General features: G+C 68.5%; 14 protein-coding genes. 9 read left to right on the top strand and 5 right to left on the bottom strand.

Annotated features, from left to right (window positions below):
- Positions 1-330: 330 nt before the first annotated feature.
- Complete coding sequence (locus tag ABD205_RS17770; RefSeq protein ID WP_344047109.1) at positions 331-492, bottom strand: hypothetical protein; 162 nt, start codon at positions 490-492, stop codon at positions 331-333.
- A gap of 376 nt (positions 493-868) precedes the next feature.
- On the opposite strand from ABD205_RS17770, the gene ABD205_RS17765 reads away from it, so the two are divergent.
- The 5 genes from ABD205_RS17765 to ABD205_RS17745 all read left to right on the top strand — a co-directional run bounded on the left by ABD205_RS17765 (position 869) and on the right by ABD205_RS17745 (position 5,948).
- On the top strand, positions 869-1,075 hold the full coding sequence (locus tag ABD205_RS17765; RefSeq protein WP_344047107.1) for a hypothetical protein: 207 nt from the start codon (positions 869-871) through the stop codon (positions 1,073-1,075).
- Positions 1,076-2,256: 1,181 nt separating this feature from the next.
- Positions 2,257-3,306: an NAD-dependent epimerase/dehydratase family protein gene (locus ABD205_RS17760; protein WP_344047105.1), complete on the top strand. Its 1,050-nt coding sequence runs from the start codon at positions 2,257-2,259 to the stop codon at positions 3,304-3,306.
- Positions 3,307-3,439: 133 nt separating this feature from the next.
- Positions 3,440-4,624, top strand: a complete 1,185-nt coding sequence (locus tag ABD205_RS17755; RefSeq protein ID WP_344047104.1) for an alcohol dehydrogenase catalytic domain-containing protein — start codon at positions 3,440-3,442, stop codon at positions 4,622-4,624.
- Between the two features lie 105 nt (positions 4,625-4,729).
- Entirely contained in the window at positions 4,730-4,945 is a 216-nt protein-coding gene (locus tag ABD205_RS17750; protein ID WP_344047102.1) for a DUF7218 family protein, read from the top strand.
- Positions 4,946-5,000: 55 nt separating this feature from the next.
- Positions 5,001-5,948, top strand: coding sequence for a TIGR03557 family F420-dependent LLM class oxidoreductase (locus ABD205_RS17745; RefSeq protein WP_344047099.1), 948 nt, complete (start codon positions 5,001-5,003; stop codon positions 5,946-5,948).
- Between the two features lie 7 nt (positions 5,949-5,955).
- Here the strand turns inward: ABD205_RS17745 and ABD205_RS17740 are convergent, their stop codons facing one another.
- Positions 5,956-6,570: a flavodoxin family protein gene (locus ABD205_RS17740; RefSeq protein WP_344047097.1), complete on the bottom strand. Its 615-nt coding sequence runs from the start codon at positions 6,568-6,570 to the stop codon at positions 5,956-5,958.
- 1,237 nt (positions 6,571-7,807) lie between these two features.
- Here ABD205_RS17740 and ABD205_RS17735 point away from each other — a divergent pair.
- Genes ABD205_RS17735 through ABD205_RS17725 form a run of 3 tightly spaced genes read left to right on the top strand, consistent with a single transcriptional unit; the run spans position 7,808 to position 9,554 of the window.
- On the top strand, positions 7,808-8,524 hold the full coding sequence (locus tag ABD205_RS17735) for a hypothetical protein (protein ID WP_344047095.1): 717 nt from the start codon (positions 7,808-7,810) through the stop codon (positions 8,522-8,524).
- Positions 8,521-8,979 carry a phage holin family protein gene (locus tag ABD205_RS17730; RefSeq protein ID WP_344047093.1) on the top strand — a complete coding sequence of 153 codons (459 nt, stop codon included), beginning with the start codon at positions 8,521-8,523 and terminating at the stop codon, positions 8,977-8,979. Before ABD205_RS17735 ends, ABD205_RS17730 begins: the two co-directional genes overlap by 4 nt.
- On the top strand, positions 8,955-9,554 hold the full coding sequence (locus tag ABD205_RS17725; RefSeq protein WP_344047091.1) for a DUF3618 domain-containing protein: 600 nt from the start codon (positions 8,955-8,957) through the stop codon (positions 9,552-9,554). Before ABD205_RS17730 ends, ABD205_RS17725 begins: the two co-directional genes overlap by 25 nt.
- A gap of 154 nt (positions 9,555-9,708) precedes the next feature.
- On the opposite strand, the gene ABD205_RS17720 is transcribed toward ABD205_RS17725, so the two are convergent.
- The 3 genes from ABD205_RS17720 to ABD205_RS17710 form a co-directional block, all read right to left on the bottom strand.
- Positions 9,709-9,867: a hypothetical protein gene (locus ABD205_RS17720; protein WP_344047089.1), complete on the bottom strand. Its 159-nt coding sequence runs from the start codon at positions 9,865-9,867 to the stop codon at positions 9,709-9,711.
- Between the two features lie 128 nt (positions 9,868-9,995).
- Positions 9,996-10,496, bottom strand: a complete 501-nt coding sequence (locus ABD205_RS17715) for a hemerythrin domain-containing protein (RefSeq protein ID WP_344047087.1) — start codon at positions 10,494-10,496, stop codon at positions 9,996-9,998.
- 117 nt (positions 10,497-10,613) lie between these two features.
- The gene (locus tag ABD205_RS17710) at positions 10,614-10,790 is read right to left on the bottom strand and encodes a hypothetical protein (RefSeq protein ID WP_344047085.1); all 177 of its coding nucleotides are present in this window, start codon (positions 10,788-10,790) and stop codon (positions 10,614-10,616) included.
- 203 nt (positions 10,791-10,993) lie between these two features.
- Here ABD205_RS17710 and ABD205_RS17705 point away from each other — a divergent pair, with 203 nt between their 5' ends.
- Positions 10,994-11,506 (top strand): hypothetical protein, encoded by a 513-nt coding sequence (locus ABD205_RS17705; protein ID WP_344047083.1) that lies wholly within the window; start codon positions 10,994-10,996, stop codon positions 11,504-11,506.
- Positions 11,507-11,798: the final 292 nt, after the last annotated feature.

Here is an 11,798-nt window from a genome sequence, read left to right as displayed (position 1 = left end):
TCCTTACCGTCAGCTTTACCTTCAGCCTTTGCGATCCCGAGACGCCAAGGCTACGGGGCAGCCGGCGCTTGGGGGTGCCGGCTGCCTCAAGACCGACCACCACGGATCCGCGTCCGGCCAGCCGACTCCGCAGGTAGCGTGTTCCTCTGCGATGGATGCGCCCGGATTCCCCGGGCCGCAGCGTCCCGTTGACAAGCGAGGTGCGTGTGCGTGCCTCCAAAGCCGAGGATTCTCGCCCGGACCGGATAGGTGACTGACGACGTTTGGGCGCTGTCGATCGTTCAATCGGCGACACGGTGCTGGCACGCGGCGGGTTCGGCTCGTGCCAGCTCAGGTCGTTGAATCGCCTATCGACGTCTCCGCCTCGACGATCTCTGCAGCCTGCACGTCCGAAACGCCGTCGGCAGGGGATACCGCAACGCGATCGACGGCATCCTGAGATCCGCCCGGAAAGGCGAGAAGCTCATATGAAACCTCGAGGTCGCGCTCCACCGACGCGAAGATGGGTGACTCCTCCACAGTAGGCCTGTTCCCCACCACGCCCTGCTACAACCGCGCTGCCCGCTGTCGCGAGGTCCTCGGGCGGGTTCAATCGGATGAACCGGCGAAGGCGTCCGCTGCGGTCGAAGCGATGGCGGCATCAGTGAGACAGCCCGTCAGGTCGACGGACTCCGACTGAAACTCGCGGACCCTGGAACAGCGGCGACCTTCGACCCGCTCGGAAGAAGCTAGTGCCGGACTCTCCCACTGAGTGGGAGACCGACGCGCGCCCCACGGGCGCTCCGAGACTCGAACGGGTAGCGAACCGCGAGAGGAGGCGAGCTACCGACGGCTTCTATCAAACACGCTCGCGGCGTACCGTCGATGGATGAACGCTTGGGTGCGGCTCGCACGGTGGGCGACGCTCCTCGTCCTCGCATCGCTCACCGTCTCATTGGTCATTGGCGTCGGAGATCCAGCGACCGGAGCGGCGGAGAAGGCAGTGCTCGTGCTCGTTATCGCTGGGTGCTTCCTACTTGCGGTGAAGGTCTCGCGGCTGGGGGGCAGAATTGAACAGCGCCTCCGGCGTCACTGAGCGATCCGAGTTTGCCAGCGGTGACGACGTCCCTGGGCCCCCTCGTCGGGACCGGGTCGCCGAGGCACGGCCGCCGACACCCCCCACGTCAGTGTCGGCGGCCTGTGCAAAGAGATTGTCGGCAGCCGATAGGTGAAAGTAAAGGAAAGCAACTGTCGCCTCATCACCGCAGGCGGCTCAAAGCCACACGCAGTGAATTTTGTCACGTGTTTGTCGTCGTAGTCCGTGGCCCCACTGTCACGGGGTGAGCCAAATCCCCCTCGGGCCCGTGATCGGCGGGCCCGGGCGTCGGACTATGTCTCGACGGAGACGCGTGTACTCGCCCACCGCGACACGAGCCCATCGCGTTGTCGAACATCAGCGTCTCGGAATCGCTTGCAGCGGATGGCGCCCTCGGCTGCCACGGGGCGCCGTAAGCGTGAGAGCGGGATGCTTCTGGCACTCGGCGCCACGAGGCCGGGTAGACGGCGGCTCTCTGATGTGACGCTCACCATGCACGCTCGTATCCCCAGAAAGGAGCGACGAATAGCCGCCAGGGAAGCCACAGAGCCGTCCGGTTTGTGTTCGGGTTCAAGCCGACGACGCCGCAGCATCGATTGCGGTCGGCGCGGGTACGCATTGGGCGGGATCCTTACGCATGCATCTCCGACCGCGGAGAAGGGGACGGCTCGTATGACCGCGACAATCGACACCACCGCGTGCGGTAGCCCGGATACCCATGAGTGGGCGTTGACGTCGGTCGACTTCGAGGAGTACGCGTCAGTGCGCATCTTCGAATGCTTGCTGTGCGGCAGCATTGACTACCGCTGACAGCTGCGCTCCGGGCCGATCGTCATGGCCAATCCCGCTTCATTCGCACGCCGCGGCTGCCTCGTGCCGTGAATCGTTGACCACGATGCCGCCGACAGCGCTGCGGGGCTTCGCATCACCTGTCCGACGCTGCTCCTGGAGTCGGCCGACGACGACCTCGACATCCACGGTGACCCAGCGGAGATCTGGGCACCCTGGGTCGCTGGGAGCCTCGAGCATCGCCTCATCACCAGCGGGCACCACCAGGCCGAACAAGCGCCGGGCCACGTCGCGGCGGCCATCCTCGACTTCCTGGGGACGTCGGCCGAGTGACCGTCGAGCAACGCTCTCGTGGGTACCGACACACATGACGAAGGCACACGGAGTCTGAGATGCGGGTCTCGGTGACGGGCGCGACAGGAAACGTCGGCAGCGCCCTGGTCCGGCGGTTGCTCGCCGACGGGCACGACGTCGTCGGGGTAGCGCGTCGGCCACCGGCGAACGACGACACGGTGTCGTGGGTGGAGGCAGACCTGTCGACGGACTGCCACGACGTGCTCGCTCGGGCATTCGCGGGCTCCGACGCCGTGGTGCACCTCGTCTGGGGCTTCCAGCCGACACATCGTCCCGACTACCTGGAGAGCGTCGGCGTCGGCGGCACACGTCGGGTCCTCGACGCGTCCGCCGCGGCCGGTGTCCCGCACCTGGTCCACCAGTCCTCGATCGGCGCCTACTCACCACGGACGGGCAGCGAGCCCGTACATGAGGACTGGCCGACTGACGGGATACCCACCTCGGCGTACAGCCGCCACAAGGTGGCCGCCGAACGGCTGCTCGACGCGTTCGAGGCACGCACGGATGTCCTCGTCACGCGGACGCGGCCCGGGATCATCGGTCAACGGACGGCCGGCAGCTCACAGCTGCGCTACTTCCTGCCGGCACTCGTCCCGGCGGCCGTGCTGCGCCACGTGCCCGTGCTGCCGCTCGATCGGGGGCTCACCCTTCAGGTCGTGCACGCCGACGACGTCGCCAGCGCGATCAGCGCCGCGCTCGAGACCCACACTCCCGGCGCGTTCAATCTCGTCACGGAGCCCTTGTTGGACCGCGACGCCATCGCCGAGGCGCTAGGTGCCCGACCGCTGCACTTACCGTCTCCACTGCTGCGTGCAGCCGTGGACCTGTCCTGGCGAGCCCACCTGCAACCGGTCGACGTCGGCTGGATCGACCTCGCCCTCCAGGTTCCCGTGCTCGACGCCAGCCGAGCCCGCACCGTGCTGGGCTGGACTCCCCGACATGACGCTCCATCCGTGCTCGCCGAGATGCTCGCGGGCATGGCCTCCAGCGAGCACTCGTCCAGCGCCGTGCTCCGGGCCCGCACACTCCTCGACGGCGGTCGCCGCGCCCTGCGCCAGGGACCGGTGAGCCGCCGCACCCAGCCGTGACCACCCCCACGCGTGACCTTCGTGACCTTGCCGGCCGGTCCGGCATCGACGTGGAGATAGGCGAAGGCGACACCGAATGCGACACACAGCGAGGGTTACCAAGCCCTAGGACCGAAACCGAAGGGAGTGACCCATGCGCGCCGTCACCTGGCAAGGCCCCAAGCACATGAGCGTGGAGGAGGTCCCCGACCCGATCCTGAAAGATCCGAGCGACGCCATCATCCGGGTCACCACGACCGGGCTCTGCGGCTCCGACCTCCACCTCTACGACCCGTTGAGCCCGTTCATGACCGCCGGGGACGTCGTCGGCCACGAGCCGATGGGCATCGTCGAGGAGGTCGGCGCGGGCGTCACGAACCTGCAGCCAGGCGACCGCGTCGTCGTACCGTTCAACATCAGCTGTGGCGAGTGCTGGATGTGCCAGCGTGGGCTGCAGAGCCAGTGCGAGACGACCCAGAACCGCGAGCACGGCACCGGCGCGAGCCTGCTCGGCTACAGCCTGCTCTACGGCCAGGTCGCCGGCGGACAGGCGGAGTACCTCCGCGTCCCACTCGCGGGGTACGGCGCCATCAAGGTCCCCGAGGGTCCGCCCGACGATCGCTTCGTCTTCCTCTCCGACGTCCTGCCGACCGCCTGGCAGGCCGTCGAGTACGCCGGCGTCGGGTCCCGGGACACGCTCCTCGTCCTCGGCGCCGGTCCGATCGGCGACATGGCGGCACGGATCGCGCTGCACCGGGACGTGCGCGTGATCGTCGCCGACCGGGTGCCCGAACGTCTCGCCCGCGTCGCCGCGCGGGGCGCCGAGGTCATCAACATCGACGAGGCCGGCAAGGAGCTCGCCGACCGCGTGCGGGAGCTCACCGGCGGCCGCGGCACCGACGCCGTGATCGACGCCGTCGGCATGGAAGCGCACGGCTCCCCTGTCGTCGAGATGACCCAGAAGGTCGTGGGCATGCTGCCCGACGCGATCGCACAGCCCTTCATCAAGAAGGCTGGCGTGGACCGGCTCGCGGCCCTCTCCACCGCCTTCGACGCCATACGGCGGGGCGGGACGATCTCGATCTCCGGGGTCTACGGCGGCGCGGTCGACCCGATCCCGATGATGCAGCTCTTCGACAAGCAGCTGACCCTGCGGATGGGCCAGGCCAACGTACGCCGCTGGAGCGACGACATCCTGGACCTGCTGACCCAGGACGAGGACGTGCTCGGTGTCGAGTCGTTCGCGACCCACCACCTGCCCCTGGACGCGGCCCCGTCGGCGTACGCCGACTTCCGGGACAAGAAGAACGGCATGGTCAAGGTGCTCTTCAACCCCTGAGGGTTCGCCCTCACCCGGTCGCGTGTCGCTGGTTCGGCCTGCGTGTCGCCCGAGGACCGCGGGTACCGGCGCCGAAGTCAGATGGGACGACCGAGGAGGTCAGTGATGCCCGGCAAGTCCGCACACGTGAAGAACGAGAAGCAGTACGAAGCCCTCAAGGACAAGGGCATGTCGAAGGAGCGGGCCGCGAAGATCGCCAACTCCCCCGACGCCTCCAAGCACGGCGGCGAGCAGTCGGGCACGGGCGGCGACAGCAGCCAGGGCGGGACCACGGCCCAGAAGAAGAAGGCAGGCCGCAAGGGCGGCAAATCCAGCCACTGACCCGCCATTGATCCGCCACTGACCTGAGACGCCGCCTACCCGCCTGAGGAGCACCATGCGCATCGGCTACTTCCTGTCCACCGAGGAGTACTCCCCCGCTGAGCTCATCGCACAAGCCGCGGCGGCCGAGAAGGCCGGGTTCACCGGGTTGTGGATCAGCGACCACTTCCACCCCTGGAACAACGAGCAGGGCAACAGCCCCTTGGTGTGGAGCGTCATCGGCGCCATCAGCCAGGTCTGCGAGCTGCACGTCACCACAGCGGTGACCTGCCCCACGACTCGCGTCCACCCGGCGATCGTCGCCCAGGCCGCAGGCACCTGTGCCGAGCTGCTGCAGGGACGCTTCACCCTGGGCGTCGGCACCGGCGAGGCCCTGAACGAGAGCATCCTCGGAGGACCGTGGCCACCGGCCGACGTCCGCCTGGAGATGCTGGAGGAGGCCGTGGCGCTCATCCGCGAGCTGTGGACCGGCGAGGTCGTGACCTCGCGCGGGCGTCACTACGCGGTCGACCACGCACGGATCTACAACGTCCCGGATACGCCGCCCGAGATCTTCATGTCCGCGTTCGGTCCGAAGGCGCTCGACCTCGCCGGGCGCATCGCCGACGGCTACATCGGCACGGCCCCGGACGCCGATCTCGTCGGTCGCTTCAAGAAGATGTCCGGCGGCAAGCCGGCCCAGGCCGGCGCCAAGGTCGCCTTCGCGCCCACCGAGCAGGAGGGGTGGGAGCACGCCCACCGGCTGTGGCCCAACGCCGGGCTCCCGGGCGAGCTCGCGCAGGTGCTCCCCACCCCGGAGCACTTCGAGCAGGCCACCGAGCTGGTCACCATGGAGTCGACCCAGGACTCGGTCGTCGCGGGCACCGACGTCGAGAAGCACCTCGATCAGATCCGGAAGTACGCCGACGCCGGCTACGACGAGCTGTACGTCGCCAACATGGGTCCGCACTTCCTGGAGATGATCGAGTTCTACGGCCGCGAGGTGCTCCCCAACCTCAGGTAGACCAGTCTCAGGACGGCGGGTAGGGAGCGTCCCTGAGCAGCCGGGCGAGATGGACGGCGTGGTGGACGGCCCCGTCGGTCGCTGACACGGTCTTCTCCGGGCTGGGATCCAGGTCGCGGTAGTCGGTGGACTGCATCGCCTCACCGACCCAGTAGGTGCCGGCGTTCGACGCGATGCTGAACCCGGTGTCGTTGAGCGCCTGCAGGCACTCCGCGATCACGTGGTGGGCGCCGTCCTCGTTGCCCACCACGGCCACGAGCGCGACCTTGTCCTCGGTCAGCATGCGGCCCTGGTCGTCGCTCTCGCCGAGCTCGGCGTCCAAGCGCTCGAGAACGACCTTGCAGACCGACGCAGGCTGCCCCATCCAGATCGGCGTCGCGATGACAAGAATGTCGCTGGCCAGCAGCTTCGCGCGGATCGCGGGCCAGCCGTCACCGTCGCCCTCGTCGGTGCCGACCCCGAACTTCACGTCATGGTCGACGACCCTGACGACCTCGCCGGTGACACCCTCCTCCTCGAGTCGCCGGAGGACCTGCTCGCCCAACAGCACCGAGCTGGACTCCGCGGGCGAACGCTTGAGGGTGCAGGACAGGACCAGCGCGCGCAATGGAGCATCAATCATGCAGACGCGGTTCCCGCTCGCTCTACCTGCATGCGTCGAGCAGATGCTCGCAATCAGGGGCTCCGCCTGAGCGGCAAGGTCGTCCAGCCGTTGGCCGTCGCCCAACATGGCGTTGGAGCAGAGCCGCCCAGCCAGCGACGGGGTCAACTGCGGGCGGCAAATCTGATCGCTGCCGCCCGGCTGTTCGGCCGCCCTCTGCCTGGTCGACCCCGAGAACCCAAACGCGTCTTCTTGCCAGCCCGGTCGACCCCTAGCTGCGCAATCTGCCAGTACTCAGCCACGCCGCGACGAGTAGCTGCAACTGACGTACGACGCAGATTCCGCCGCAACGCTTGCAGCGCCCTCAGCCCCGCGAGCTGTGCCCGAGGCGGCACTTGTTCAGTCGGGCTCGGTAGTCAAGAGACCTGGGCGTGGGTACCGGCATAGGCAACGTCCTGAGGCACGACCGGGCGGAAGTGCCATCCTGGGCGAGAGCCCGACGAATGGAGACGTCAGGCTCGCGGGTCGCCGGCCTAGGGGGCCGGCGACCCGGCTTTGGGTAATGCACAGTCGACCCTGACCGGGCAACGCGCTTTGCCGCGTGACGTCGACTTCACGTCTGTCGCAGCCACGATCGCCGCGGTCAATGTCCAAGCGCGCAGATGTGCGCGTCTCCCACGGTAGACGCGCAGAGTGCGACGGGGTTCTTCGAGGCGGCGGCCTCCGCATATGGTTCTGCGGTCTCTCGACCGTCCTCACCGACCAAGCCACGGATCGAGTCGACATCCACAACCTGGTCGTGCCGCCTGTGGATCGCACCGAGCGCCATTGGGGGGTGCTGCACGGGCCTACGGGAATCTTCGTTCCGATAGTCAGCGCCGCTGTGCCCAAGATCTTCGCGATGGGCTACAACGACTCGGGGCCGAGTTGGGCGCGACGTGCCGGTCACCCACTGTCGTGGTTTTAGTGTCCACGGTGTTTGGGCACCGTGCCGCACGGCTGTCATTGCCGGAGCGCTCAAGAAGAGGGCGCGAGTCTCCGACACAGGAGCCCGCGAGAAGGCATGACCACTCATGCGTCGACGTCCGGCAGGGACGCGAAGTCAGACGCAGCGCGGCGCGGCTTTGCCCGTGACGGCGACGTCAGTTGGACCAACACCCCCCACACATCGCGGCCCAGGTACTAGCAACGCTCCGCGTTCGTTCTCGATCGTCGAGTCCCTGGAGACCCCACGCCACACCCATCGAAGGAGAGCCCTATGACCAGCAGTCCCACGGCCACGGAACGAGCACAGGACGCGGCCAGCACCGCGACCGATGAGGGCCGCCACCTGGCGGGCGTCGCGCACCAGGAGGCCGGCAACGTCGCCTCCGAGGCGGCGGCTCAGGCACGCCACGTGATGAACGAGGCGATGACCCAGGTCAACGCCCAATCCAAGGAGCAGCAGGACCGGCTCGCCGGAACGCTGCGCACCTTCGGCGACGACTTGCAGTCGATGACGTCCCAGGCCGCCCCCGGCCTCGCAGCCGACCTCACCCGCCAGGTCTCCGGCTACGCCAGGTCGGTCGGCGAGCACCTGCAGAGCCGCGAGCCCGGCGAGCTGCTCGACGACGTACGCCGGTTCGCGCGCCAGCGTCCCGGCACCTTCCTGATCGGCGCGCTCGCAGCCGGCCTCGTCGTCGGGCGACTCGCCCGCGGCGCTGCCGACGGCATCGCCGGCGCGAAGGCGGTCGAGGACACCCGGGCCGACGCCGCAACCCGCGCCAACGGGATCACCGGCGTCGCACCCGTCACCCCGGCGACCACGACGCCGACCGCGGCGCCGACCGCGGCGCCGACCAGTGGCGGCGCGCCGTCCGGGTCGCCGTACATGCCCGACCCGCGCGAGACCCACGACACCCACGGGCACGACACGGGCGTGCCGACCGCGCCCTCGACGCCGGGTCAGCTGGGCGGCAGCGGGGACCTGCGATGACGGCGCAGCAGCCTCCTGACCAGACCTGGGTCGGGTCGCACGCCGCCAGCAGTGATGGACGGCCTGTCGCCGGCACCGACGAGCGCTCACTCGGGGAGATCTTCAGTGACGTCGCGACCGACCTCTCCACGCTGATCAAGCAGGAGATGGAGCTGGCCAAGACCGAGATGAAGGACGAGGCGAAGAAGGCCGGGAAGGGCGCCGGACTGCTCGGCGGCGCAGGCGTGGCAGGCCACATGGTCCTGCTGTTCCTGTCCCTGACCATCATCTTCGCCCTCGACAACAGTCTCCCGCTCTGGCTCTCGGCACTCATCGTGACGGCCCTTTGGGCTGTGATCACCGCCGCCCTCGCCCTCACTGGGCGGACGGCACTTCGCAGCAGCAACCCGCAGCTGCCCAAGACGCAGCAGACACTCAAGGAGGACGCAGCATGGGCTCGAGCACAGAAGAGCTGACCACGGACATCGCGAGCACCAGGGACCGGATGGCGTCCGACATCGACGCGCTCCAGGACCGGGTCAGCCCCGGCGCTATCGTCCAGCGCCGCAAGGAGGCCGCGAAGAACCGGCTCAGCGGTCTTCGCGACAAGGTGATGGGCAGCGCTCACGACCTGCGCTCGGGCGCAGCCTCGACGACCTCGAACGCCACTGGCAGCGTCGGTGACGCAGCCCATGGCGTCGCAGACCGGGCGCAGGACGCGGTCAGCACGACCACGGACAGGGTCGAGGGCAGCCCGCTCGCGGCCGGCTTGGTCGCGTTCGGGGCAGGTGTCGTCCTCGCCGGGCTGTTCCCGGCCTCGCAGAAGGAGGCCCAGGTCGCCTCGACCGTCGTGGACACCGTCCGCGACCAGGGGGCACCGCTCCTCGAGGAGGCGAAGCAGGTCGGCCAGCAGGTCGCCCAGGACCTCAAGGAGACCGCCGGCCAGGCCGCCGCCGAGGTCAAGAACACGGCGGCCGACTCGGCTGCGCAGATGAAGGAGGAGGGCCAGGCGGCAACGGAGCACGTCCGCTCCGACGCCCAGGGAACCTGAGGTCACCGGGGAGATGAGTGGGGCCCGGCCTCGGATCGGCTGATCTGCGGCCGGGCCCCACGCTCGATCACCTTCAGTTGCGCACTATCCGCGCTGGGGAGCGCGGAGAGCCGGCGGGGACGCGGAGCCGGATTCCGGACTCGACTCCGAGACATCAGCGTGACTCGATGTCGGCGAGTACCTGCGCCACAGCACTACCTTGACGGCGGAGCACGTTCACGCGGCAACCCTCGCCGCGGTCGCGTGCGGCGAGCACGACCTCAGCCACCGCAGGTGCCAGCGACGTGACCGCGGTCAGGTCGACGATCAGCACGCGGCCTTCACCTTCGCAGGCAGCGAGCGCGTCCCGGACTGCTTCCCGGTCCTGAGCCTCACAGCACCCTGACAACCGCAGCCGTCGTTGGCTCGACTCCCAGGTGATCGTGCACATCGGGGCAGTCCTCAGGAGATGACCGCGTCAACGGCCTTCTTCAGCGCGCTGGGCTGAGCCGGGCTTCGAGGTGCCCGCTCGCGCGCTTGCGCCATCTGGGCACCGAGGTCTTGGAGCACCTTGCGGCCCAGCGCCTCACGCACCTGCGGGAACCACTCGTTCTCCTCTTCCTCGATGTGGTGCCGAACGTTCTCGATCAGGACCGTGGTCTTGGCCGTGAAGCGCTCATCTTCGGGGTCCATCCCTGTCAGCTCCATGACCAGGACGTCGGCGACGTGGTGCTCCTCGTAGGACTCCAAGACGTCGTCCTCGAGTTCGGGCACGAGCTCGCGGACCCGGGGGTACATCACTTCGTTCTCGATGTAGGTGTGCACGGTCAGAAGCTCGATGATCTTCGCGACGAGCTCGCCCTTGGTCTGGTGGGCGGCGTCGCCGGCGTCCTCGAAGTCGCGGAATGCGCGCCGGATCTGCTTGTGGTCATCCTTCAGCATGACGATGGCGTCAGTGGACATGCGATGGCTCCTGGTCTGGGGAGAGGGCGGGCACGCGGCGATCGACCCGGATGGCTCGCGCAATGCGGTCTGTGCAACCGCTTCACGTGGCGACGCGGCCCGATAAGCAGATGCGGATCAGATCCGCGTGATGAGGTGCGCCAAGCGGTGCCGCATCTTGGCCAGCACCGCGAGATCGGGGGCCTGGGATGCCCGGAACTTCTCCAGCTCGGCGGCGCTCGGACGGCGTCCGAAGCGCCGGATGTACTCATGCACGAGCGGCTGGTCGCCCTGGGACGGGTGGCTGGTGGTCATGACTGTTTCCCGATAAGAGATGGATCACTACGCCACTGTTTGACGGTTCGGATCGCCGCCGGTGTCGCTGTCACCTGGCCCCGTCGACACGCCCTCGGTACCCGCAGCTGGCGCGAGTGATGCCAGAAAGACGCGAACCCGACGCCCGGCGCAGGGATGGTGGGGCGCGGCACGGGACACCTGGCACGCTGCGTGAGGGCTGGGTGTCCCGTGCCAGGCCGACCTTCACGGGCACGACCACCGACCCCCGGGCGGCGACCTCGGTGACGCAGGAGCGCCGGCAGTCCACGACCGACCAGTTCTGGCAGTGGGCGGCGTTCAGCTCAGGAGGCACTCTCGCCGTCGACTACTACGACCGGCAGTACGGCGCGGATGAGACGACCGGCTACTCGGACCTCAGCCTCTCCGGGACCCGCGACCTCACACGCTTCGGCACCGACCGCGTCACGACGAGCTCCATGCCGCCGCCGACCCAGTTCCCCGGCCCGAACGGCGGCCAGTTCTACGGCGACTACACCGGACTCACCGTGACGAACGGACGGGCACACCCGGTGTGGAGCGACACCCGCGCCGTGGACCTGTTCGTCTGCCCGGGCACCGCCACCGGACCGGGCAATCCGCCGCGGTTGTGCACGGCGACCGAACCGAACGGACTCCGCGCCAACGACCAGGAGATGTTCACCGACTCGCTGAGCATCCCGACCTCACATCAGTGACACCGATGCCCGGGCTCCCCGCAGCCCGGGCACATCGGGCCCGCTGACGCCGCCGTCGTTACGGGGAGGCCCACCACAGGTCCGGCGGTCCGGTCGACGAGTCATCGCGACCCGGGTCACCGACCACGTAATCACCACGCGTGATCTCGCTCCAGCCGTTGGCAATCGTCGACTCTTCACGACTCCGAAGATGTGGGCACCGCGACCCTCCGAAGCCTGCCCAAGCACCTCCCAAATTGGTCGGGACGCATGCTACGAATGACGTAGATGGGTCGCCCGTGGTCGGGCGGCC

The organism is Nocardioides panacihumi (assembly GCF_039530925.1).
GTDB classification, from domain to species: Bacteria; Actinomycetota; Actinomycetes; order Propionibacteriales; family Nocardioidaceae; genus Nocardioides; species Nocardioides panacihumi.
Note: the sequence above shows the minus strand (reverse complement) of the source record. Positions and strands in the feature narration are given on the sequence as shown.